Below are 21,832 nucleotides of genomic sequence, written 5' to 3'. Positions count from 1 at the left end.
CTCAACAAGAGGCCCGCAGCGATGCGGGCCTTTTTTGTGCATTGTTTCGTCCCGCTTGCCGATCAGCGCAAGGATCAGCTCGTCCACCGGTTTGCAGCGGCTGAAAATTTGCAGGCGCCAACGGCTCACAATGTGGGAGCGAGCCTGCTCGCGATGGCGGTGGCACATCAGTCACTGATGCAAACTGACTGAACCCACCGCGCGCGACTACAGCTTCGTCACTGAGCCCGGCTGCCGAGTTGCTGCTGCAGGTTACGGATCTGCGATTGCAGCGTGTTGATGTTGCGGGTGACCTGGCCGCGGAAGGCGTCGAACTCTGCAGTGCTGGTGCCACCGTTGTCCTGCTGGCTCTTGAGCACGATCATGTCCTGTTCCAGGCGGTCGATGGCAGAGTTGGAGGTGGCACGTTTCAGGGCGGTGATGTCGGCACCGATGCTCTTGAGCCGGGCATCGAGAGCACCATCCTCACCCTGGTTTTTCAGGGCGGAAACTTCAGCCGCCAGCGCCTTGACCTGGTCCTGGAGCTCCTTGTTGGAAGCTTGCAACTGAGTGTTGGTGTTCTGCTGCTCAGTGGTCTGGGCAATGATCTGGGCCAGTTCCTTGTCCAGGTCGGCGGACGGACCGAACGCGACCATCTGTTGTTTGTACTGCTCCTGCAGCTTGCTGTCGAATTGCTTGCCCTGATCCTGAAGCTTTACTTCCAGCTGTTTGATCTGCAACTTCAAGGCTTCACTGTCGCTCATGACGTTGGACTGACCGGCTACAACCTTGCCGGAAATGTCCTGCAAGCGCCCCGCCGCATCCTCACTGATACGGGCGAAACTTTCCTGGGTGGCCACCAGTTGCTGTTCCATCAGGGATATCTGCTGGAAGCTCCACCACGCCAGGAAGGCAAGCGCACACAACAGCGCACCGACCAGCGCCCACAGCGGCCCGGTGCTGGGGCCCTTGACCTTGGCCGCCGCAACGGGTGCCGGGCGCGCTTGCACGTGGGGCGGACGTTCGCGCTCAGGCAGAAAATCATCGTCATCGGGAATGTCGGCCCGCATCCGCAAGCTCGGTACATCATCGAAGTCGTCGTTGGCATCGTTACGCATGGGCATTGGGTTCAACCTTTGGGAAACCGGTGATGGCTTGATGCGGCGAGTATAACCCCCTCGCCCGCCGCACCGATTGACCCCGAACCTGGCACTCGGTTCATGACGGGGCGATCAGCGGGCATCCTGGGCTTTCCACCAGGCGCAGAACTCATCAAGAGCGGTCCACAGGCTGACCTGTGGATCGTAATCCAGATAATGCCGGGCCCGACTGATGTCCAGGGTGAAATTCCTGTTCATGACCTGCATGCCCAGCCGCGACAACGTCGGTTCGGGACGGCCCGGCCATAACGTGCAAAAGCTTTCATTAAGGGCGGCGACGCTGTAGGCCAACCCGTAGGAACGATAACGCCGGACCTGTGGGACTTCCATCTGTCGCATCACATAATTGACCACATCCCACAACGGCACCGGCGTGCCGTTGCTGATGTTGTATGCCTTGCCAAGGGCCGATTCACTGGCCAAAAGACTGCTGAGCAGCGCTTGATTGAGGTTCTGCACGCTGGTGAAGTCCACCTTGTTCAACCCGTTGCCGACAATGGCCAAGCGGCCCTTGCGCTGCATCTTCAACAGCCGGGGAAAAATGCTCATGTCGCCGGCGCCGGTCACGAAACGAGGGCGCAGGGCCAGCACTTCGAGGCCGAACTCCTGGGCACCGAAGACTTTCTGTTCGGCCAGGTATTTGGTGGCGGCGTAGGGATGTTTGAAGCGCTTGGGCACTTGTTCTTCGGTCAGGTCCAGATGGTCGCGGCCGTCGAAATAAATGGAGGGCGACGACAGATGAACCAGGCGCCGGACCTTCTGCTTGAGGCAGGCTTCAACAACATTTTCCGTGACCTGGACGTTGCCCTGATGAAAATCCTGGTAGCGGCCCCAGAGCCCCACGGCCCCGGCGCAATGCACGACGCTGTCTACGCCCAGGCACAGGTCGCGGGCCAGCAATGGGTCGCTCAGATCCCCCTGGATGAACTGCGCCCCGCGACGCACCAAGTGCTCCACGCTCTCGGCCCGGCGACCGTTGACCCGCACATCCAGGCCCTGCTCCAAGGCAAAACGCGCAAAGCGCCCGCCGATGAAGCCGCTTGCGCCGGTGACCAGAATTTTCATGAAGACTCCTAAAATCAGATTCGAGCTAAAAGCCTCAAGCCAATCGCTTTCAACTAACTGCTTGTAGCTTGCTGCTTGCCGCCTTGATCAATCGTTCAGTCAACAAACCAAGCAACTGCCCACCATTGCGCCAATGATGCCAGTACAACGGCACATCGATCGGTTTATCTGCCAGCAATTCCACCAACTCGCCCCGCTCCAGTTGCTCACGCATTTGCAACTCCGGCACCAGCCCCCAGCCAAGCCCCGCTTCGGCGAGCCGAATAAAACCTTCGGACGACGGGCACAGATGGTGCTCGAAACCACCTTCCACCCCCAGGGAAGCCAGGTAGCGATGCTGCAGGAAATCATCCGGGCCGAACACCAGCGCCGGCGTGCGCGCCAGTTGATCGGCGCGAACCCCATCGGGGAAGTGCCTGGCGATGAACGCCGGACTGGCCAACGCCCGGTAACGCATAGCCCCCAACAGTACGCTACGGGCACCGGCCACCGGACGTTCACTGGCGCAGACGCACGCCGCCACCTCACCAGCACGCATGCGCTTGAGCCCGACGTTCTGGTCTTCCACCACCAAGTCGAGCAACAGATGATGTTCAGCGCAGAAATCCCCAACGGCCACCGCCCACCAAGTGGCCAGACTGTCGGCATTCAGGGCGATGCGCAGTCGCTCGGGCAGGCCCTCTTCATCCAACGCCGGCACCAGGCTTTGCAGGTCGCGCTCCAACAGACGCACCTGTTGCACGTGGTTGAGCAAGCGGCGACCGATCTCGGTCGGTGCCGGCGGCGTGACGCGCACCAGCACAGGCTGGCCGACCCGCGCCTCCAACAGTTTGATCCGCTGTGAAATCGCCGACTGCGACAGCCCCAGCACTTGGGCGGCGCGCTCGAATCCGGCCTGTTCGACAACCGCCGCCAAGGCAGAAAGCAATTTGTAATCGAACATCATTTTTCCTAATGGGCAATCAGCAAGATTGGTTTTTCTTATAACGCTTCCCACCGGAGAATGGCCAGCATTCATCCATACATGGGGAGTAAATCTATGTGGCAAAGCTACATGAACGGACTGCTGGTGGCCCTCGGGCTGATCATGGCCATCGGCGCTCAGAACGCCTTTGTGCTGGCCCAAAGCCTGCGCCGCGAACATCATTTGCCGGTCGCCGCCCTGTGCGTCACGTGCGATGCGCTGCTGGTGGCCGCCGGGGTGTTCGGGCTGGCGACGCTGCTGGCCCAGAGCCCGGTGCTGCTTTCGATTGCCCGTTGGGGCGGCGCGGCGTTCCTGCTCTGGTATGGCAGCCTGGCACTGCGCCGGGCCTGTTCGAAACAGAGCCTGCAACAAGATGAAAAGCAGGTGGTGCGCTCGCTACGGGCCGTGCTGCTCAGCGCGTTGGCGGTGACGCTGCTCAACCCCCACGTGTACCTCGACACCGTGCTGCTGATCGGCTCACTCGGTGCCCAGCAAAGCGTGCCCGGCGCTTATGTCGTGGGAGCGGCCAGCGCCTCGTTGCTGTGGTTTTTCACCCTGGCTATCGGTGCGGCATGGCTGGCACCGTGGCTGGCCCGGCCGAGTACCTGGCGGATACTGGACGTGCTGGTGGCGACAATGATGTTCACCGTGGCAATACAGTTGATTGTCTCTGGCTGATTATTCCAAACCGCTCTGGAACCTCTATTCCACACAGTTGTTGCGTGGTTATGCCGTTCCCCCGGTGCTATGATCCGACTCCTGCGCCGCAATGAGTACAAACTCCCCGGCGCTAGTCTGGCCGCCCGTGATCGGCCTTGCGCTCACCGCAACTGACCTGGTTAGGAGAATCACCATGGCTTTCGAATTGCCGCCGCTGCCTTATCCACACGATGCACTGCAGCCGCACATCTCCAAAGAAACTCTGGAATACCACCACGACAAGCACCACAACACCTATGTCGTGAACCTGAACAACCTGGTGCCTGGCACCGAGTTCGAAGGCAAGACCCTGGAAGAAATCGTCAAGACTTCCTCGGGCGGTATCTTCAACAACGCCGCTCAGGTCTGGAACCACACTTTCTACTGGAACTGCCTGGCGCCAAACGCCGGCGGTCAACCTACCGGCGCGCTGGCAGAAGCCATCAACAGTGCCTTCGGTTCGTTCGACAAGTTCAAGGAAGAGTTCACCAAGACTTCCGTCGGCACCTTCGGCTCCGGCTGGGGCTGGCTGGTGAAAAAGGCTGACGGTTCCCTGGCCCTGGCCAGCACCATCGGCGCCGGCAACCCGCTGACCAGTGGCGACACCCCGCTGCTGACCTGCGACGTATGGGAACACGCCTACTACATCGACTACCGTAACCTTCGTCCGAAATACGTCGAAGCGTTCTGGAACCTGGTCAACTGGAAGTTCGTGGCCGAGCAGTTTGAAGGCAAGACCTTCACCGCTTAAGCCGTGATGCCAGACAAAAGAACCCGGCGCGTTGCCGGGTTTTTTTTACCTGGCACAAAACGCCCGGATTTGATCCGGGCGAATACCTCGCGTCTGAAACCCAACAAAAATAAAACCCAGGCCTCAAGTTGCGGCTCCTTCCATCCGACACAATGGTCGTAGAGCAATAGCTCGGGAAACACCGTATAACGGCCAGGTTTCAGGCGAAAACCCTTGTGTTTGATTGTCCCTTTGACTGACATCACAGGATTGCCAATACTCATGGCAACTTGACGCTACCCGCACGGAACAAGGAACCCCTCTTTGAAGCTGGAACTCAAGAACAGCTTGTCTGTGAAGTTGCTCCGGGTCGTGCTCCTTTCGGCATTGATCGTCGGCGTGGTATTGAGCTGCGCCCAGATCGTGTTCGATGCCTACAAAACCGACCGTGCCGTCGCCAGCGACGCCCAGCGAATTCTTGATATGTTCCGGGACCCTTCGACCCAGGCTGTCTACAGCCTTGACCGGGAGATGGGCATGCAAGTGATCGAAGGGCTGTTTCAGGACGAAGCCGTCCGCATGGCCTCCATCGGTCACCCTCATGAAACCATGCTCGCTGAAAAAACCCGGCCCTTGCAGCAATCGGGGAGCCGCTGGCTGACCGACCTGATCCTCGGCAAGGAACGCACATTCACTATCCAATTGGTGGGGCGTGGGCCCTACAGTGAATATTACGGCGACCTGAGCATTACTCTCGATACCGCCACCTACGGTCAGAGTTTTATCGTCAACTCCGTGATTATCTTTATATCGGGCATGCTGCGAGCCCTGGCGATGGGACTGGTGCTGTACCTGGTCTATCACTGGCTGCTGACGAAGCCGTTATCGCGGATCATCGAACACCTGACCGAAATCAACCCCGACCGTCCCAGCGAACACAAAATCCCCCAGCTACGGGGCCACGAGAAAAACGAGCTGGGTTTATGGATCAATACCGCCAACCAATTGCTCTCATCCATCGAGCGCAATACGCACCTGCGCCATGAAGCGGAAAACAGCCTGCTGCGAATGGCCCAGTACGACTTCCTCACCGGCCTGCCCAATCGTCAACAGCTTCAACAGCAACTGGACAAGATCCTGGTGGATGCCGGGCGCCTGCAGCGTCGGGTGGCAGTGCTGTGTGTGGGGCTGGATGATTTCAAGGGCATCAACGAACAGTTCAGCTATCAAACCGGCGACCAGTTGCTGCTGGCCCTGGCCGATCGACTGCGAGCCCACAGCGGACGCCTTGGCGCGCTGGCGCGACTGGGGGGCGACCAGTTCGCCCTGGTCCAGGCCGATATCGAACAACCTTACGAAGCCGCCGAGCTGGCCCAAAGCATCCTTGATGACCTGGAAGCACCGTTCGTCCTCGACGATCAGCAAATCCGCCTGCGGGCCACCATCGGCATCACCCTCTTTCCTGAAGACGGGGACAGTACCGAGAAGCTGTTGCAGAAAGCCGAGCAGACCATGACCCTGGCCAAGGCTCGCTCACGCAATCGCTATCAGTTCTACATCGCCAGCGTCGACAGCGAAATGCGCCGCCGGCGCGAACTGGAAAAAGACCTGCGCGAGGCCCTGCTTCTCGAGCAGTTCAGCCTGGTGTACCAGCCGCAGATCAGCTATCGCGACCTGCGGGTGGTCGGTACCGAGGCCCTGATCCGCTGGCATCACCCCGAACATGGCCTCGTGCCGCCGGACCTGTTCATTCCCCTGGCCGAGCAGAACGGCACCATCATTGCCATCGGCGAATGGGTCTTGGATCAGGCCTGCAAACAGTTGCGCGAATGGCATGACCAGGGCTTCGTCGACCTGCGCATGGCGGTCAACCTGTCGACGGTGCAATTGCACCACGCCGAACTGCCGCGAGTGGTGAACAACTTGCTGCAGATGTACCGTCTGCCGCCGCGCAGCCTGGAGCTTGAAGTCACGGAAACCGGCCTGATGGAAGACATCACCACAGCCGCCCAGCACTTGCTCAGCCTGCGCCGCTCCGGCGCGCTGATTGCCATTGATGACTTCGGGACCGGCTATTCGTCCCTGAGTTATCTCAAGAGCCTGCCGCTGGACAAGATCAAGATCGATAAGAGCTTCGTCCAGGACCTGCTCGATGACGAGGATGACGCAACCATCGTCCGGGCCATCATCCAGTTGGGCAAGAGCCTGGGGATGCAGGTGATCGCCGAGGGTGTCGAGACGGTCGAGCAGGAAGCCTACATCATCTCCGAGGGTTGCCATGAAGGTCAGGGGTATTACTACAGCAAACCGCTGCCGGCACGAGAATTGGGCATTTATCTGAAGCAGGCCGAGCGCAGCAAGGTTTCCATCATCTGATTCCTCCCCCATCTGCCACGTCCCTGTAGGAGCTGGCGAAGCCTGCGATCTCTTGATCTTTCGCTTGAGACTCAAGTGCCGGGGGAAAGATCGCAGCCTCGCTTCGCTCGTCAGCTCCTACGGACGTTTGCCGAAAGCGGCAATCTCGTCTCATTAAATAAGAAATATTTACAGCCACAACCCTTTACACATAATGCAAATCTTTCGCATTATGTCGCAGCTTTGCGCACCTCGCGCCTGTCCCATCCATCACCGAAGCAGGATGTTCGCCATGATTCGTATGCCTCTGGCTACCGCCAGTTTGCTGGCCATCGCTATTTCCCTCGCCGGTTGCGGCGAAGGCAAAGACAAAGCCGCCGCGCCGCAAGCGCCAACGCCCGCAGCCAGTACCGCCGCCCCAGCCGCAGCCGGAAAAATCGACGAAGCCGCTGCCAAGGCTGTTGTCGCGCACTATGCCGACATCGTCCATGCGGTCTACAGCGATGCCGAATCCACCGCGAAAACCCTGCAAACCGCGATCGATGCGTTCCTGGCCAAACCGAACGACGAGACCCTCAACGCCGCCAAGGCCGCTTGGGTCGCTGCGCGCGTCCCTTACCTGCAGAGCGAAGTGTTCCGCTTCGGCAACACCATCATTGACGACTGGGAAGGCCAATTGAACGCCTGGCCGCTGGATGAAGGCCTGATCGACTACGTCGACACCTCCTACGCGCACGCATTGGGCAACCCGGGCGCCACCGCCAATATCGTCGCCAATACCGAAGTCCAGGTGGGCGAAGACAAGGTCGACGTGAAAGACATCACCCCGGAGAAACTCGCCAGCCTGAACGAGCTGGGCGGCTCCGAGGCCAACGTCGCCACCGGCTACCACGCCATCGAATTCCTGCTCTGGGGCCAGGATCTCAACGGCACCGGCCCTGGTGCCGGCAAGCGTCCGGCTTCCGATTACCTGGAAGGTGCCGGTGCTACTGGCGGCCACAACGACCGTCGTCGCGCCTACCTCAAGTCCGTGACCCAACTGCTGGTCAGCGATCTGGAAGAGATGGTCGGCAACTGGAAGCCAAACGTGGCTGACAACTACCGCGCCACCCTGGAAGCCGAACCTGCCGAAACCGGTCTGCGCAAAATGCTGTTCGGCATGGGCAGCCTGTCCCTGGGTGAACTGGCGGGCGAGCGCATGAAGGTGTCCCTGGAAGCCAACTCGCCAGAAGACGAGCAGGACTGCTTCAGCGACAACACCCACAACTCGCACTTCTACGATGCCAAAGGCGTACGCAACGTTTACCTGGGCGAATACACCCGCGTCGACGGCACCAAGATGACCGGCGCCAGCCTGTCGTCCCTGGTGGCCAAGGCTGACCCGGCCGCGGACACCGCCCTCAAGGCCGACCTGGCCGACACCGAAGCCAAGATCCAGGTCATGATCGATCACGCCAACAAGGGTGAGCACTACGACCAACTGATTGCTGCAGGCAACACTGCTGGCAACCAGGTCGTACGCGACGCCATCGCCGCACTGGTCAAGCAGACCGGCGCGATCGAACAGGCCGCGGGCAAACTGGGTATCAGCGACCTGAACCCGGACAGCGCTGATCACGAGTTCTGATCAATGCCAGCTGACGGGTTATGCCCGTCAGCCAAGCCATAGAAACCCTGTGGGAGCGAGCCTGCTCGCGATAGCGATGTACCAGCCAACAGCAATGTGACTGACATGACGCTATCGCGAGCAGGCTCGCTCCCACAGTTGGTTTCGGGTGTTCATAGATACGATGCACACCACAACTCTCCTTGTGGGAGCGAGCCTGCTCGCGAAGACGCTGGGTCAAGCAACAGCGATGTTGACTGTGCCGACGCTTTCGCGAGCAAGCCCGCTCCCAGAGGAAATTTCATCGCTTATGATCATCACTACAACCCCGCAAGCCGCCCCTCGATAAACCGCCTCTCCGGCAATTGCTGCGTTAATTCGAGCGCGCGTCGATACGCCACCCTCGCCTCCTCCAAGCGTCCCAACTGCCGGCAAAGTTCTGCCCGCGCCGAATGGGCCAAGTGATAGTCGAGCAATTCACCACGGCCTAGGATCGCGTCGATCAGCCGCAGTCCCGCTTGCGGTCCATCGCGTTTGGCCAGGGCCGCGGCGCGGTTGAGTTCGATCACCGGCGAAGGCACCCCACGCAGCAACACGTCATAGAGGCCGACGATCTGCGGCCAGTCGGTCTCCTGCGCCGTGGGGGCTTCGGCATGCACAGCCGCAATCGCAGCTTGCAGGCAATAAGGCCCGAACCTTCGGGTATTGAGCGCGGCTTCCACCAAGGCGCAGCCTTCGGCGATCATCTCGGCATCCCACAAGGAACGGTCCTGCTCATCCAGCAGAACCAGCTCACCGCTCAGTGAGGCTCGCGCCCGCCGCCGCGACTCGTGCAGTAGCATCAACGCCAACAAACCCATGACTTCGGCTTCAGGCAACAGCTCCATCAACAAACGGGCAAGGCGGATGGCTTCGCGGGTCAGGTCTTCGCGCGTGAGCTCGGTCCCCATCGAGGCCGAATAACCTTCGTTGAATACCAGGTAGATCACTCGCAACACGCTGTCCAGCCGTTCGGGCAGCTCCGAGCGGGACGGCACCTGGTAGGGGATCTTCGCATCACGAATTTTCGCCTTGGCCCGTACGATGCGCTGGGCGATGGCCGTCGGGGCGGCGAGAAAAGCCCGGGCGATCTCTTCGGTGGTCAGGTCGCACACTTCCCGTAACGTCAGCGGCACCTGGGCATCAGCCGCCAGGGCCGGGTGACAACAGGTAAAGATCAGCCGCAGGCGATCGTCTTCCACGTCCTCATCACTCCAGTCGCTCTGCTCCAGTTCTTCGAGCTGGGCGATCAGCATCGGCCGGGACGCTGCGAAGCGAGCGCGCTTGCGCAAGCTGTCGATGGCCTTGAAACGCCCGGCCGATACCAGCCAGGCCCGAGGGTTGTCTGGCACCCCGTCGCGCTGCCAGCGCTCGACCGCGATGAAGAAGGCCTCGTGCAAGGCCTCTTCAGCAAGGTCGAAATCCCCCAGCAGACGAATCAGCGTCGCCAGGATGCGTCGCGAGTCTTGCCGATAAACCTGCTCGACCCGTGCGCTGACTTCTTCGGCCGACATCAGTCGGGCATGCCCTGGGTTACCAGCGCCTCGAGTCGGTCAAGGCTCTGGCCCCAGCCGTCATGAAAGCCCATGGCTTCGTGCGCCTGGCGGTCTTCTTCGTTCCAGTGCAGCGCGCGGGCGGTATAACGGGTTTTACCGCCGACCTCCTCAAGCAACACTTCGCACGTCATGAAGGCTTTGCCGGAGGGAATCCAGCCGGGCACAAACGCATCGGTGAACACCAACCGCTGCGGGGCGACGATCTCCAGGAACACACCCATGGTCGGATACTCACTGCCGTCCCGGGCGCGCATCAGGGTGCGAAACTGACCACCGACCCATAGCTCCATTTCGCACTCCGGCGTGGCCATGCCGTGGGGCCCCCACCATTGGACAAGCAGCGTCGGCTCGGTCCAGGCACGGAAGATTTTCTGGCGCGGGGCATCGATCAACCGGCTGATGGATAACTCGAACGAGGCAGGTTTGAGGTTCATGAAAGAAATCCTGTTTGTGATTGTTGTTCAGGGGTTCAGTTGGCGCACCGGTCGGACCTCGACGCAGCCGACCCGGGCCGCCGGAATGTTACCGGCGACCTGGAGCGCTTCATTCAGGTCCTTGGCGTCGATCAGGTAGAAACCCGCCAGTTGCTCCTTGGTTTCGGCAAACGGGCCGTCCGTGATCGACAGCTTGCCGCCGCGCATGCGCACCGTGGTAGCGGTCTGTACCGACTCCAGGGCCTCGGCTGCAACCATCCGCCCACTGCCCTGGATTGATTCGGCATAGGCCATGCATTCAGCGTCCTGCGGGCTGTCGGGTGAATTGTGCAGCGCGTGTTCGTTGCTATAGACCAGGCATAAGTACTTCATGGAAAGCTCCGTGATCGAACTGATCAACTATGGACCGCAGAAAGACGCTCGGCGAAAAAACCGACGATCAGGGCTGCAGGTCGAACATCACCGTACCGGCCATCGGATCAAACGGTGCGGACCAGTGCTCGTGGACAATTTTCCATTGCCCGGCCACCCGTTGATAGCAGGCCGTCGTGCGCATCCAGCAAGCCTGCTCTTCACCTTTTTCATTGGTACCGCCGCAATAAGTCAGCCAGTGAGCGAAGGCGATAGTGTCGGCCGAGGTAATCTCGACTTGATGGAAGTCGAACTTGTGCGGGCCGGGGCACATTTCCATGCACGCTTGCCAATGAGCCTGGTAAGCGACCTTGCCCTTGAATTGCAGGGCCTGGATGGCATCGAACGAAACGATGTTGTCGTCATAGAGCGCCATGACTTTTTCAACGTTCTTTTCCATCACGGCCTGGCGATAGGTCTCGATCAGGGCCTGGATTTCGGTTTCGATGGTTTGGGTATTCATGGTGATTCTCCGCAGGTTTTTGTTGAAGACACCCTTTGTCGTTTTAAGAAACTGTGAATCGACACCCCAAACAAAAATAATTCAAAGAAAAAAATTCGCTAGAATCCCAGGCCCATTCTGTCGGCAAACAATGGACGTTTTTGTGACCGCTCAGCTCGTACCCTATGAAGACCTCACCGCGCTTCAACGCACGCAGGTCGAAGCCATCGAAATCCACCCCGAACAGATCAAGTTCGCCGGCGATATCCACGGCGCGCTGCACACGCTGCTGTCCAGGCCCGGCCCTGGCGTCAAGGGGTTTGCATTACTGGCCGGCGACGTGCCAGTGGCGTTCCTGTTGCTCAAGCGCCCGCCAGTGTTGCCAGCCTGGGCCAACGAACACAGCGCCACCCTGCACGCCCTGCAAGTCGATTATCGGGCCCAGGGCAAAGGTTACGGCAAGGCTTGCCTGCAAGCGCTCCCTGCCGTGGCTCGGGCGGCATGGCCGCAAATCAGGGGGCTTGAGCTTTCGGTCGACGCCGATAATGACTCGGCCATTGGCCTGTACACCCGGCTGGGCTGGGTCGACAGTGGCGAGGCGTACAAGGGCCGCATCGGTTATGAGCGGCGGATGGGGTTGGTGTTTTGATACAGGCTGTGGGAGCAAAGCTTGCTCGCGATACAGGCGCCTCGATTTCCGAACGACCGCATCGTCTCCATCGCGGGCAACCCTTGCCCCCACAGGGACCCCGCGTCGATCAGTTCTGTTTGAGAGGAATCCAGATTTCCAGAGAGCCTTCGCCAGTCCTGGGATTGAAGTCTTCGCTGTAGCGTTCGAACTCCGGTGCGTCCGCAGCGGTGTGGCCCGATTGCGGCAACCACTCCTTCCAGATGTAGTGGAACGTCTGCGGCAGGCTTTTCAACGGGCCTTTGTGTTCGAACACGGCGTAGTGCCCGGGCTGTATTTCGATCCAGCGGAATTGTTCGGGTAAATCGTCGAGCCGACTGATTTCCACTCCAGCAATGTATTCAAACCCACCTTCCCCGTCCGGGTTGCAACACACGCCATAGGTAACCTCGTTTTTCTGCCCTGGCACCTTACCGAGCCAGGGCAAAAACTTTTCCCAGAGCAGAGGGATATCCTGGGCGGTGTCTTGGGTAAAACGGCCACCAAAACCGGCGATGAGCTGAAAGCGTCCCTGTTCGAAGCGTGGTTGGGCTGCGTTATCGGGTTCGTGCTTTTCCATGCGTCAACACTCCAGAAACATGAGGTCGGGTCTGGCAGTATAGAAGCGAAACGGTGATTGCCAGGGCCGTTTCGCTTGTCAGAGTCCAGGCACAACGGCCCTGGCGGTTTTACCGACAAACTCGTTGTAGCCAGAAACAATCACGTACACCGCGAAATAGCAGAAGATCCCAGCCGATACCCAATAGCAATAGCGCAGCAGTTTATCGCCCAACAGCTTGCCGCCCTGGGTCGCTGCCAGGCACAACCCCGCGCACCACAGGAGCCCGGCGCAGAGAAAACCGCTGAGAAACAGCGCTGAGCTGAGAATGGTTGCGCCACCTGAACGAGCAATCAATGTGCCACCCACCGCTGCGAACCAGAGGATGGCGCTGGGCGACGACATGGCCAGGAAAATCCCGCGAAAAAACTCCTGCCCCGCTGAATTGCCCCGCACCTCACCGGCCTCGGCCAGCACCGCGTCGTGATAGACCGCCGAATGAATCATCTTCGCCGCAAAGTACAGCAGCAACACCGAACCGCCGATCCACAGCACCCAGCGCACCGTTTCGTATTGCAGCAGCACCGTCATGCCGGCCAAGGCCAGGACCGCGTAGACCAGGTCCCCCACGCACGTACCCAGGCCCAGGGCAAAACCCTGGAAATAGCCACGCTGCATGGCCAGGGTAATCATCGCGATATTGGCCACGCCAATGTCCAGGCACAAAGAAAGGCTCAGCAGGAAACCGCTGGAAAATTCCATCATTCAGTCCGTTCGATTTTTGGGTACGGCGAGTCGTACAGGGCGCAGGCGTGACTGAAAGTCCCACGAGCGGGTCGACAGTGTCGTCGAAAATAGTTCCGGGCCGCTACTGGACAATTGGCCATCAGCCCCTTTATCTTGCGCCGCAGGCCACCGCAGTGGCCGACGTCGCTCGGACGGTTCCGGGCGCTCACGTATCTCGAGGCAACAATGGCCAACCAAGGTTCGCCGCGCCGCTTTGCGCGCATCGATCGACTCCCCCCGTATGTATTCAATATCACTGCCGAGCTGAAGATGGCTGCGCGTCGGCGCGGCGAAGACATCATTGACTTGAGCATGGGTAACCCCGACGGCGCCACGCCGCCACACATCGTGGAAAAACTGGTCACCGTCGCCCAGCGTGAAGACACCCACGGTTATTCCACCTCCAAAGGCATACCGCGCCTGCGCCGCGCCATTTCGCGCTGGTACAAGGACCGTTACGAGGTGGACATCGACCCGGAAACCGAAGCCATCGTCACCATCGGTTCCAAGGAAGGCCTGGCGCATCTGATGCTGGCGACCCTGGACCAGGGCGACACCGTGCTGGTGCCCAACCCCAGTTATCCGATCCACATCTACGGCGCGGTGATCGCCGGCGCCCAGGTGCGTTCGGTGCCACTGGTACCGGGGGTGGACTTCTTCGATGAGCTGGAGCGCGCCATTCGCGGCTCGATTCCCAAGCCGAAAATGATGATCCTGGGGTTTCCGTCCAACCCTACCGCGCAGTGCGTGGAGCTGGATTTCTTCGAGCGGGTCATCGCCCTGGCCAAACAATACGACGTGCTGGTGATCCACGACCTGGCCTATGCCGACATCGTCTACGACGGCTGGAAAGCCCCTTCGATCATGCAGGTGCCCGGTGCGAAAGACATTGCCGTGGAATTCTTCACCCTGTCCAAAAGCTACAACATGGCCGGCTGGCGTATCGGCTTCATGGTGGGCAACGCGGAACTGGTCAACGCCCTGGCACGGATCAAGAGCTACCACGACTACGGCACCTTCACACCGTTGCAAGTGGCGGCCATTGCCGCGCTTGAAGGCGACCAGCAGTGCGTGCGTGATATCGCCGAGCAGTACCGCCAGCGCCGCAATGTGCTGGTCAAGGGCCTGCATGAACTGGGCTGGATGGTGGAAAACCCCAAGGCGTCGATGTACGTCTGGGCCAGGATTCCCGAGGCTTATGCTCACTTGGGTTCGCTGGAGTTTGCCAAAAAACTGTTGGCCGAAGCCAAGGTCTGCGTCTCACCGGGCGTGGGATTCGGCGAATATGGGGATGATCACGTGCGCTTTGCCCTGATCGAAAACCAGGACCGGATCCGCCAGGCTGTGCGCGGGATCCGCGGGATGTTCCGGGCGGATGGGTTGGTGAACAAACCTAACGCCTGACAGCAAAACCATTGTGGGAGTTTGCCCCCACTCTGGATTTTCAGATCACCAGAAGCCAATGTGGGAGCGAGCCTGCTCGCGATTGCGGCCTGACAGTCGACATCGTCGCTGACTGTCAGTGTGCTATCGCGAGCAGGCTCGCTCCCACAGTTGTTTTGTGGTGTTTGTTAGATCACCAGCGACAACAACAGGATAAAGACCAGCGCTACCACGGACAGGATGGTTTCCATCGCGGTCCAGGTCTTGAAGGTTTCGGCCACAGTCATGTTGAAGTACTGCTTGACCAGCCAGAAGCCGGCATCGTTGACGTGAGAGAGGATCAGCGAACCGGCACCGGTCGCCAGGACCAGCAGCTCACGGTTCACGCCCGGAATCATCCCGACCACCGGCACCACGATCCCCGCGCCAGTAATGGTTGCCACGGTCGCCGAACCTGTAGCGATGCGAATCACCGCCGCCACCAGCCAGGCCAACAGGATCGGTGAAATCTGCGCACTCACCGCCATGTGACCGATCACATCACCCACGCCGCTGGTGACCAGCATCTGCTTGAAGCCACCGCCAGCACCGATGATCAGAATGATCGCGGCGGTCGGCGCCAGACTCGCGTCCAGCCATTTGAGCATCTGGCTGGAACCGATGCCCTGCTTGTAGCCGAAGGTATACAGCGACAACAGTAATGCCAACAGAAGTGCAGAAATCGGATGCCCGATCAGGTCCATGAACGTGCGGAAGAAATTGCCTTCCGGCAGCACCACATCGGCAAAGGTCTTGAGCAGCATCAGGAACACCGGCGACAGCACGGTGATCAGCGTGATGTTGAAGCTCGGCAGATCGGCAGAATCGGTCTCACGCGCCAGTTGATCCACCAGTTCCTGATTCGGATGGCCGGGGATGTGCTTGGCAATGAATGTACCGAAAATCGGCCCGGCAATAATGGCCGTTGGCAGCGCCACGATCAGGCCGTAGAGAATGGTCTTGCCAATGTCGGCACCGAACACACCAATCGCCAGCAGTGGCCCCGGGTGCGGTGGTACCAGGCCGTGGACTGCGGAAAGACCGGCCAGCAGCGGGATACCGATCTTGATGATCGAGACACCGGTGCGGCGCGCCACGATGAACACCAGCGGGATCAGCAGCACGAAGCCGATTTCGAAGAACAGCGGAATACCCACCAGGAAGGCGGCGAACATCATGGCCCACTGCACTTTATCCTTGCCGAAGGCGCGGATCAGGGTCTGGGCGATCTGATCGGCACCGCCCGATTCGGCCATCATTTTGCCGAGCATCGTGCCCAGCGCCAGGATGATGCCGACAAAGCCCAGCACGCCACCGAAGCCGTCCTGGAACGCCTTGATGATAGTGTCGATCGGCATGCCCGAGGTCAGGCCGAGAAAAGCAGCGGCGATGGTCAGCGCAATGAACGGATGGAGTTTGAACTTGGTGATGAGGACGATAAGTCCGATCACCGTGACCACTGCATCAAGCAGCAGGAACGTCTCGTGGGACATGCCGAACATGGGAGGTGTCTCCTGATTTGTTGTTGTTATTGAAGCGGTTATTTGTAAGCCGTCGGGACAGCGCTATCTTTCTGACGCAAATTTTTGAAACTCAACAGGCAAGCTTCAAACCGTGGTCTACCCACCAGACGTAAGCCTGTTGAGCCAGTTCATCGACGCTGTGGCTGGACGCGTCCAGAGCCAGGGTCAGAGGCTCGCCAACAGGGGATTGAAGGGTGGCAAACTGGCTGTCGATCAGGGTCGACGGCATGAAATGCCCCGGGCGATGGGACACGCGCTCGGCGGCCACCTCAGGGGTCAGTTCAAGAAATACAAAGCCCAGGCCCGGCAAGGCACTGCGCAGACGCTCGCGATAACTGTGCTTGAGGGCCGAGCAGGTCAGCACCGGGCGCTCGCCCGTGGCATCGACACGGCGCAACTCGTCACACAGGCTGTCGAGCCAGCCGGCACGGTCGTCGTCGTTCAAGGGGATACCGGCGCTCATCTTCTGGATGTTGGCCGCAGGGTGGAAAGTGTCGCCTTCAATGGCGGTGGCGCCGCTCAACTGGCACAGGGCCTGGCTGACGCAAGTCTTGCCGCAACCGGCAACGCCCATGATGACCAGGGCGGTGATGGGATTATTCATGTAACACCTCAGCGCGCAGACAGCGCTACCTTTGCAAGTTGTGACACCAGAGCAAAAGCAGAAGTTGCCGACGCCTTCTTGTCATTTTTGTGGTTGCAGCATGTTCGTTCACAACGCCAACGGTCAGGGCTCAGGCAAACCCCGCTCACGCATTTGCAGCCGCGTCGAGACAGCGCTACCTTAGTGCCTTGATTTTTGTTTGGCAAGCCGCCCTGATGACCGTCACTAAAAACGATAAAAATACCCGCACCACCGGTCGCCCTACGCTCAACGAAGTCGCACGCCTGGCCGGTGTCAGCCCCATCACCGCCTCCCGTGCCCTGCGCGGCGTCAGCACCGTTGCCGAAAGCCTGGTGGAAAAAGTCCGCCAGGCCGCCCGCGACCTGAACTACGTGGTCAACCCCGCCGCCCGAGCCTTGGCTTCGGCCCAGAGCCATTCGGTGGTGGTACTCGTGCCGTCGTTGTCCAACCTGTTGTTCATCGACACCCTGGAAGCCATTCATCGGGTGCTCAGGCCCAAGGGCTTCGAAGTGGTGATCGGCAACTATCACTATTCCCGGGACGAAGAAGAAGACCTGCTGCGCAACTACATGGCCTATCAGCCACGCGGCCTGTTGCTGACCGGCTTCGACCGTACCGAAAGTGCCCGACGCATGATCGAGGCCAGCAACATTCCCTGCGTGTACATGATGGAACTGGACCCCGGCGCAGGCCTGAACTGTGTCGGCTTTTCTCAACTCAAGGCCGGCGAGACGGCGGCCGAGCACCTGATCTCCCGGGGTCGCAAGCGTCTGGCCTATGTCGGCGCGCAACTGGACCAGCGCACGCTGCTGCGCGGCGAAGGTTTTCGCCGCACTCTGCAGAAAGCCGGCCTGTACGACCCGGATCTGGAACTGCTGACCCCACGGCCATCCTCGGTGGGCCTGGGTGGCGAATTGTTCCTGCAGCTACTGGCCAGTCATCCGGACGTCGATGCGATCTTCTTCGGCAACGACGACTTGGCCCACGGCGCGCTGTTCGAAGCCCTGCGCTGTGGCATCAAGATTCCCGAGCAGGTTGCTGTCCTGGGCTTCAACGATTTGCCCGCCTCGGCCTACATGGTGCCGCGCCTGAGCAGCATCAACACGCCACGGGAAGCCATTGGCCGTCGCGCCGCCGAACAGATGCTCACGTTGATGGCCGGCAACCGCATCGCTCAGCCGGTGGTGGACATGGGGTTTGAACTCAAGGTGCGCGAAAGCACCTGAGCCCGACGGTTACGTGCGGTCGATCCATGCCGTCCAGCGGCAAGGATTAGCCGCCATGATCGCTGTCCATGGCTGCACAGCCCTTTGGATCCGGGGCTCGCGTTGGCGGCATGGGAATTGCTCCGGCACATGGCTCAGCCATCACCACAGGTATCCATCATGTTGATCAGTGCACAACAGCAAAAGATGATTTTGCTGCCCAAACGTCCGGGCGAGGATCCCACCGCAGAAGCCGCCGGCGGTCTGCAAAGCGCCGCGCTGCAGGCATTGCGCGATAACGTCCAGGCCCAGGCCAACCAAGGCAGCACGCAGGTGCAGGCTTCGATCGCCCGGCAAGCCACGCAGCAGGTCAATGCGAGCACCGCCATCACCGACAAGGTCGACGAGGCGTTCGCCAAGACCCGGGTTCAGTTGCAGACCGTTGCTTCTTCCACATCCGATGCGGCCAAGGTGCCAGACAGCACTGCTATGGCGGACTTCAAGGAATACATGAGCAAGACGCCAGAGGAGCGTCTGCGCGACAGCATTCTTCAAGAGATGGGCATAACGCAGGAAGAGGTCGATGCGATGCCGCCCGAGAAGCAACTGGCGATCGGCCAGGAAATTGCCCAGCGCATGCAGGACAAGATGGCGATGGCACAAGTCGAGAAGGACCAGCAGAGCCGAGCCACTGACAAGGAGCCGGCTACGGACATGTTCCTCGCCTCGCTTTGATCGGCTTCGGGGTTTTCAGCGGGCGATGGCCGGGATGCGACCCTGGCTCGTTGCCCGCTGGCGTCAACTCAATGACCGAACAGATTCACCTTCTTGGCCTTTTTGTCGGCGCGCTTTTCATCGGCGGTTTTCGCCGGTTTTTTCTTTGCCGCTTTTTTTGAATCCATGCCTTTGGCCATGATACGTACTCCACTCCTACGGGATGTGAAGTCAGGTATACACCTATCGCCGCAGACATGTTCTTTTATAATCGCCCTCCCCTCACCGCACCCTGACTTTGCCATGGCCCAGATCCACTACACGCTGCTCGATGAACCCTTGTGGCCGCTGATGAACAAGTTCTATCGCGCCCACCAGTCCTCAATGAAAGCGGTGCGTGAAGCTCAGCTGTGGGTGGCGCGACAGGATGAAATCATCGCAGCCCTGTGCTTGCGAACGGTGTCGGGTGGTCATTGGCTGACGGGGTTATTCGTCGACCCGGCGTATCGCATGCAGGGGATTGCGGCGCGCTTGATCGACGAAGCGGTGAAAGGTGTGGGAGGGCCGGTCTGGTTGTTCTGCCATCCTGATTTGCGCGGCTTTTATGAGCGACAGGGATTCCGCTTCGACCCCGTGCTGCCGTATGCGATGGCCGAGCGCCTGAGTCGTTATGCGCGCAGCAAGCCGATGATCGCAATGGAGTTGGAGCCGAAAACACTCTCCTGAAGTGGCAACACAGTCCAATGTGGGAGCGAGCCTGCTCGCGATAGCGGCGTGTCAGTCAACAGCTTCATAGCTGACTCACCGCTATCGCGAGCAGGCTCGCTCCCACAGAGGGTTTGCGTAGGCTAGTCGTCCGCCGCCGGGTCCAGGTCCGGAAACATGACCTCGGTAAAGCCGAACTTACTGAAATCGGTGATGCGCGAGGGGTACAGCCGCCCGATCAGGTGGTCGCACTCATGCTGCACCACCCGCGCATGAAAGCCCGAGGCCACGCGCCCAATGGCTTCGCCTTTGGGATCAAAACCTTCGTAACGAATATGCTGATAGCGATCAACCGCACCGCGCAGGCCCGGCACCGACAGACAACCTTCGAAGCCTTCTTCCACCTGCGGGCTGAGTGGCGTAATCAGCGGGTTGATCAGGATGGTCTGGGGCACCGCCTCGGCGTCCGGGTAACGCTCGCTGTGCTCGAAACCAAAGATCACCAGTTGCAGGTCGACACCGATCTGCGGCGCGGCCAGGCCGACGCCGCCCACGCTCTCCATGGTCTGGAACATGTCGTCGATCAGTTGCCACAATTCTGGGCTGTCGAACATTTCCGGCGGCACCGGCGGGGCAATACGCAGCAGGCGTTCGTCGCCCATTTTCAGGATTTCACGAATCATGGTCAGGTTTCGTCAGTGTGGGGGTGAGGAATGGAATGGTCACGGCCCAGGCCCGACACATGCTGTTTTTCGTGCTCGCCCGGAGCCTTCTCGCCACGGTCCTTGCCCTCGGCGGACATGTGCTCGATCACCGCATTCATCTCCGCTCCGAGTAACAGCACCGCCGAAGAAATATAGAAGTACAGCAACAGCACAATGATCGCGCCGATACTGCCATACATGGCGTTGTAGTTGGCGAAGGTCTTGACGTAAAACGCGAAGCCCAGGGACGCGATGATCCACACCACCACCGCCAGCACCGACCCCGGCGTGATAAAGCGAAACTCCTGCTTGACGTCGGGCATCACGTAATAGATCAACGCCACGGCCACCATCAGCAAAAACACGATTATCGGCCAGCGTACGATGGTCCAGAGCGTGACGATGAATTCCTCCAGCCCGACCTGGGCCGCGATCCAGCCCATCACCTGCGGCCCGAGCACCATCAGCGCCGCGGCGGCCAACAACATGCCGGCGATGCCAATGGTGTAGAAAATCGACAGCGGAAAGCGCTTCCAGACCGGACGGCCCTCCACCACATCGTAGGCGGCGTTCATCGCACTCATCATCAACCGGACACCGGCCGAAGCCGTCCACAACGCAATGACGATACCCACCGACAACAACCCCCCCTTGGATTGCTGGAGCTGGTCGATCACCGGGTTGACCTGCTCCAGGGCCTGGGGCGGCAACACCAGTTCCGATTGCAGGCGCAGCCATGAGAAAAAATCCGGCAGGTGCAAGAAACCGATCAGTGCGATCAGGAACAGGATGAAGGGAAACAGCGAAAACAGCATCTGGTAGGCCAATGCCGAGGCGTAGGTCGACATCTCGTCGTCGAGAAACTCAGTCACGGTGCGCATCATCACACGATGCAAGGGCAAGCCTTTCAAGGCCGGGAACATCATGAGCGTCTCCTTTCGCCGCAAAAAAGGAAGGTCGCCTGGCGACTCAGGGGGTTGCTATCCAAGACAAAAGTAACCTGTTGGCGACTTTGGAACAATTTCCCCGGTGCAAGTTCGAGCCGACATGAAAACGGCCACCCGCGGATGGCCGTTCCAATCGCTTATTCAACAGGCGATTATGCCTCGTCAACGCCTTTCTTGACTGCATCCTTGGCCTTGCCCACGGTTTGCTGGGCCTCACCTTTTTTCTCCTGGACCACGCCCTCGGCGCGCATGCGGTCATTGTCGGTGGCCTTGCCGACGCCTTGCTTGATGTTGCCGACGGCTTCGTTGGCAACGCCCTTCACTTTATCGCTCGTGCTACCCATGATGTCTCTCCTGTGAACAACTGTACGAAAAATCATTACATAAGGGTTGACCGAGGCCGTTTGCGGGGAGTTTCATTTTTTCAGCAGCGCATTTCATCGTCAGATGCAGGTTGCGCTTTATGTTTGCCAATCCACCCCCGAGAATGCCTCACGTATTCAGGCTGCGGCCTGAAGCTCCAATCTCGTAGGAA

The 21,832-nt window shown here is 59.8% G+C and carries 24 protein-coding genes; 9 read left to right on the top strand and 15 right to left on the bottom strand.

Translation table 11 applies throughout. The features are described 5' to 3' along the window. Positions 1-218 precede the first annotated feature (218 nt). The 3 genes from MA884_RS20065 to MA884_RS20055 all read right to left on the bottom strand — a co-directional run bounded on the left by MA884_RS20065 (position 219) and on the right by MA884_RS20055 (position 3,147). Positions 219-1,103 carry an ATPase gene (locus MA884_RS20065; protein WP_256232114.1) on the bottom strand — a complete coding sequence of 295 codons (885 nt, stop codon included), beginning with the start codon at positions 1,101-1,103 and terminating at the stop codon, positions 219-221. A gap of 108 nt (positions 1,104-1,211) precedes the next feature. Then, positions 1,212-2,204 (bottom strand): NAD(P)-dependent oxidoreductase, encoded by a 993-nt coding sequence (locus tag MA884_RS20060; RefSeq protein ID WP_256232113.1) that lies wholly within the window; start codon positions 2,202-2,204, stop codon positions 1,212-1,214. Between the two features lie 49 nt (positions 2,205-2,253). Beyond that, on the bottom strand, positions 2,254-3,147 hold the full coding sequence (locus MA884_RS20055) for a LysR family transcriptional regulator ArgP (RefSeq protein ID WP_092397134.1): 894 nt from the start codon (positions 3,145-3,147) through the stop codon (positions 2,254-2,256). Positions 3,148-3,243: 96 nt separating this feature from the next. Here MA884_RS20055 and MA884_RS20050 point away from each other — a divergent pair, with 96 nt between their 5' ends. Continuing rightward, positions 3,244-3,846, top strand: coding sequence for a LysE/ArgO family amino acid transporter (locus tag MA884_RS20050; RefSeq protein ID WP_256232112.1), 603 nt, complete (start codon positions 3,244-3,246; stop codon positions 3,844-3,846). Positions 3,847-4,021: 175 nt separating this feature from the next. Then, complete coding sequence (locus tag MA884_RS20045) at positions 4,022-4,618, top strand: superoxide dismutase (protein ID WP_256232111.1); 597 nt, start codon at positions 4,022-4,024, stop codon at positions 4,616-4,618. On the opposite strand, the gene MA884_RS20040 is transcribed toward MA884_RS20045, so the two are convergent. Further along, positions 4,615-4,881, bottom strand: a complete 267-nt coding sequence (locus tag MA884_RS20040; protein WP_256232110.1) for a hypothetical protein — start codon at positions 4,879-4,881, stop codon at positions 4,615-4,617. The two genes, MA884_RS20045 and MA884_RS20040, sit on opposite strands and share 4 nt — an antisense overlap. Before the next feature lie 40 nt (positions 4,882-4,921). On the opposite strand from MA884_RS20040, the gene MA884_RS20035 reads away from it, so the two are divergent. Both MA884_RS20035 and MA884_RS20030 read left to right on the top strand, forming a co-directional pair. Beyond that, complete coding sequence (locus MA884_RS20035; RefSeq protein WP_256232109.1) at positions 4,922-6,973, top strand: bifunctional diguanylate cyclase/phosphodiesterase; 2,052 nt, start codon at positions 4,922-4,924, stop codon at positions 6,971-6,973. Positions 6,974-7,244: 271 nt separating this feature from the next. Next, positions 7,245-8,579, top strand: a complete 1,335-nt coding sequence (locus MA884_RS20030) for an imelysin family protein (RefSeq protein WP_256232108.1) — start codon at positions 7,245-7,247, stop codon at positions 8,577-8,579. Positions 8,580-8,878: 299 nt separating this feature from the next. Here the strand turns inward: MA884_RS20030 and MA884_RS20025 are convergent, their stop codons facing one another. The 4 genes from MA884_RS20025 to MA884_RS20010 all read right to left on the bottom strand — a co-directional run bounded on the left by MA884_RS20025 (position 8,879) and on the right by MA884_RS20010 (position 11,461). Next, positions 8,879-10,111 carry an RNA polymerase sigma factor gene (locus MA884_RS20025; protein ID WP_256232107.1) on the bottom strand — a complete coding sequence of 411 codons (1,233 nt, stop codon included), beginning with the start codon at positions 10,109-10,111 and terminating at the stop codon, positions 8,879-8,881. Beyond that, positions 10,111-10,587, bottom strand: coding sequence for an SRPBCC family protein (locus MA884_RS20020; RefSeq protein ID WP_256232106.1), 477 nt, complete (start codon positions 10,585-10,587; stop codon positions 10,111-10,113). The genes MA884_RS20025 and MA884_RS20020 overlap by 1 nt, the downstream gene beginning before the upstream one ends. A 27-nt stretch (positions 10,588-10,614) precedes the next feature. Beyond that, positions 10,615-10,959 carry a YciI family protein gene (locus tag MA884_RS20015; protein ID WP_256232105.1) on the bottom strand — a complete coding sequence of 115 codons (345 nt, stop codon included), beginning with the start codon at positions 10,957-10,959 and terminating at the stop codon, positions 10,615-10,617. A 67-nt stretch (positions 10,960-11,026) separates the two neighbouring features. Then, a complete protein-coding gene (locus tag MA884_RS20010; protein ID WP_256232104.1) occupies positions 11,027-11,461 on the bottom strand; it encodes a nuclear transport factor 2 family protein in 435 nt (144 codons plus the stop codon). A gap of 142 nt (positions 11,462-11,603) precedes the next feature. Here MA884_RS20010 and MA884_RS20005 point away from each other — a divergent pair, with 142 nt between their 5' ends. Then, complete coding sequence (locus MA884_RS20005; RefSeq protein ID WP_256232103.1) at positions 11,604-12,089, top strand: GNAT family N-acetyltransferase; 486 nt, start codon at positions 11,604-11,606, stop codon at positions 12,087-12,089. Positions 12,090-12,198: 109 nt separating this feature from the next. Here the strand turns inward: MA884_RS20005 and MA884_RS20000 are convergent, their stop codons facing one another. Then, positions 12,199-12,687 (bottom strand): GyrI-like domain-containing protein, encoded by a 489-nt coding sequence (locus MA884_RS20000; protein ID WP_256232102.1) that lies wholly within the window; start codon positions 12,685-12,687, stop codon positions 12,199-12,201. A gap of 78 nt (positions 12,688-12,765) precedes the next feature. Continuing rightward, on the bottom strand, positions 12,766-13,428 hold the full coding sequence (locus MA884_RS19995) for a LysE family translocator (RefSeq protein ID WP_256232101.1): 663 nt from the start codon (positions 13,426-13,428) through the stop codon (positions 12,766-12,768). A 210-nt stretch (positions 13,429-13,638) separates the two neighbouring features. On the opposite strand from MA884_RS19995, the gene alaC reads away from it, so the two are divergent. Continuing rightward, positions 13,639-14,856: an alanine transaminase gene (alaC, locus tag MA884_RS19990; protein WP_256232100.1), complete on the top strand. Its 1,218-nt coding sequence runs from the start codon at positions 13,639-13,641 to the stop codon at positions 14,854-14,856. Positions 14,857-15,023: 167 nt separating this feature from the next. Here alaC and MA884_RS19985 read toward each other — a convergent pair whose 3' ends face one another. Further along, positions 15,024-16,376: a GntP family permease gene (locus MA884_RS19985; protein WP_256232099.1), complete on the bottom strand. Its 1,353-nt coding sequence runs from the start codon at positions 16,374-16,376 to the stop codon at positions 15,024-15,026. Between the two features lie 91 nt (positions 16,377-16,467). Continuing rightward, positions 16,468-17,001, bottom strand: a complete 534-nt coding sequence (locus MA884_RS19980; protein ID WP_256232098.1) for a gluconokinase — start codon at positions 16,999-17,001, stop codon at positions 16,468-16,470. Positions 17,002-17,216: 215 nt separating this feature from the next. On the opposite strand from MA884_RS19980, the gene MA884_RS19975 reads away from it, so the two are divergent. The 3 genes from MA884_RS19975 to MA884_RS19965 all read left to right on the top strand — a co-directional run bounded on the left by MA884_RS19975 (position 17,217) and on the right by MA884_RS19965 (position 19,667). Further along, a complete protein-coding gene (locus MA884_RS19975; RefSeq protein ID WP_256232097.1) occupies positions 17,217-18,248 on the top strand; it encodes a LacI family DNA-binding transcriptional regulator in 1,032 nt (343 codons plus the stop codon). Between the two features lie 159 nt (positions 18,249-18,407). After that, positions 18,408-18,962: a hypothetical protein gene (locus MA884_RS19970; protein WP_256232096.1), complete on the top strand. Its 555-nt coding sequence runs from the start codon at positions 18,408-18,410 to the stop codon at positions 18,960-18,962. Between the two features lie 282 nt (positions 18,963-19,244). After that, a complete protein-coding gene (locus MA884_RS19965) occupies positions 19,245-19,667 on the top strand; it encodes a GNAT family N-acetyltransferase (RefSeq protein WP_256232095.1) in 423 nt (140 codons plus the stop codon). Between the two features lie 122 nt (positions 19,668-19,789). Here MA884_RS19965 and def read toward each other — a convergent pair whose 3' ends face one another. From def to MA884_RS19950, 3 genes are all read right to left on the bottom strand, one after another. Continuing rightward, a complete protein-coding gene (def, locus tag MA884_RS19960) occupies positions 19,790-20,329 on the bottom strand; it encodes a peptide deformylase (RefSeq protein ID WP_256232094.1) in 540 nt (179 codons plus the stop codon). Positions 20,330-20,331: 2 nt separating this feature from the next. Beyond that, a complete protein-coding gene (locus MA884_RS19955; RefSeq protein ID WP_256232093.1) occupies positions 20,332-21,276 on the bottom strand; it encodes a YihY/virulence factor BrkB family protein in 945 nt (314 codons plus the stop codon). Positions 21,277-21,449: 173 nt separating this feature from the next. Further along, the gene (locus MA884_RS19950; protein ID WP_058545733.1) at positions 21,450-21,641 is read right to left on the bottom strand and encodes a CsbD family protein; all 192 of its coding nucleotides are present in this window, start codon (positions 21,639-21,641) and stop codon (positions 21,450-21,452) included. Between the last annotated feature and the right edge of the window lie 191 nt (positions 21,642-21,832).

The organism is Pseudomonas sp. Q11, assembly GCF_024494355.1.
GTDB classification, from domain to species: domain Bacteria; phylum Pseudomonadota; class Gammaproteobacteria; order Pseudomonadales; family Pseudomonadaceae; genus Aquipseudomonas; species Aquipseudomonas hefeiensis.
This window is presented reverse-complemented; position numbering and strand designations above follow the sequence as displayed.

Excerpts from the sequence above, each read along its gene's own strand:
- MA884_RS20065 (WP_256232114.1), bottom strand. The coding sequence starts at position 1,103 with ATGCCCATGCGTAACGATGCCAACGACGACTTCGATGATGTACCGAGC.
- MA884_RS20060 (WP_256232113.1), bottom strand. The coding sequence starts at position 2,204 with ATGAAAATTCTGGTCACCGGCGCAAGCGGCTTCATCGGCGGGCGCTTT.
- MA884_RS20055 (WP_092397134.1), bottom strand. The coding sequence starts at position 3,147 with ATGTTCGATTACAAATTGCTTTCTGCCTTGGCGGCGGTTGTCGAACAG.
- MA884_RS20050 (WP_256232112.1), top strand. The coding sequence starts at position 3,244 with ATGTGGCAAAGCTACATGAACGGACTGCTGGTGGCCCTCGGGCTGATC.
- MA884_RS20045 (WP_256232111.1), top strand. The coding sequence starts at position 4,022 with ATGGCTTTCGAATTGCCGCCGCTGCCTTATCCACACGATGCACTGCAG.
- MA884_RS20040 (WP_256232110.1), bottom strand. The coding sequence starts at position 4,881 with ATGAGTATTGGCAATCCTGTGATGTCAGTCAAAGGGACAATCAAACAC.
- MA884_RS20030 (WP_256232108.1), top strand. The coding sequence starts at position 7,245 with ATGATTCGTATGCCTCTGGCTACCGCCAGTTTGCTGGCCATCGCTATT.
- MA884_RS20025 (WP_256232107.1), bottom strand. The coding sequence starts at position 10,111 with ATGTCGGCCGAAGAAGTCAGCGCACGGGTCGAGCAGGTTTATCGGCAA.
- MA884_RS20020 (WP_256232106.1), bottom strand. The coding sequence starts at position 10,587 with ATGAACCTCAAACCTGCCTCGTTCGAGTTATCCATCAGCCGGTTGATC.
- MA884_RS20015 (WP_256232105.1), bottom strand. The coding sequence starts at position 10,959 with ATGAAGTACTTATGCCTGGTCTATAGCAACGAACACGCGCTGCACAAT.
- MA884_RS20010 (WP_256232104.1), bottom strand. The coding sequence starts at position 11,461 with ATGAATACCCAAACCATCGAAACCGAAATCCAGGCCCTGATCGAGACC.
- MA884_RS20000 (WP_256232102.1), bottom strand. The coding sequence starts at position 12,687 with ATGGAAAAGCACGAACCCGATAACGCAGCCCAACCACGCTTCGAACAG.
- MA884_RS19995 (WP_256232101.1), bottom strand. The coding sequence starts at position 13,428 with ATGGAATTTTCCAGCGGTTTCCTGCTGAGCCTTTCTTTGTGCCTGGAC.
- alaC (WP_256232100.1), top strand. The coding sequence starts at position 13,639 with ATGGCCAACCAAGGTTCGCCGCGCCGCTTTGCGCGCATCGATCGACTC.
- MA884_RS19985 (WP_256232099.1), bottom strand. The coding sequence starts at position 16,376 with ATGTTCGGCATGTCCCACGAGACGTTCCTGCTGCTTGATGCAGTGGTC.
- MA884_RS19980 (WP_256232098.1), bottom strand. The coding sequence starts at position 17,001 with ATGAATAATCCCATCACCGCCCTGGTCATCATGGGCGTTGCCGGTTGC.
- MA884_RS19975 (WP_256232097.1), top strand. The coding sequence starts at position 17,217 with ATGACCGTCACTAAAAACGATAAAAATACCCGCACCACCGGTCGCCCT.
- MA884_RS19970 (WP_256232096.1), top strand. The coding sequence starts at position 18,408 with ATGTTGATCAGTGCACAACAGCAAAAGATGATTTTGCTGCCCAAACGT.
- MA884_RS19965 (WP_256232095.1), top strand. The coding sequence starts at position 19,245 with ATGGCCCAGATCCACTACACGCTGCTCGATGAACCCTTGTGGCCGCTG.
- def (WP_256232094.1), bottom strand. The coding sequence starts at position 20,329 with ATGATTCGTGAAATCCTGAAAATGGGCGACGAACGCCTGCTGCGTATT.
- MA884_RS19955 (WP_256232093.1), bottom strand. The coding sequence starts at position 21,276 with ATGATGTTCCCGGCCTTGAAAGGCTTGCCCTTGCATCGTGTGATGATG.
- MA884_RS19950 (WP_058545733.1), bottom strand. The coding sequence starts at position 21,641 with ATGGGTAGCACGAGCGATAAAGTGAAGGGCGTTGCCAACGAAGCCGTC.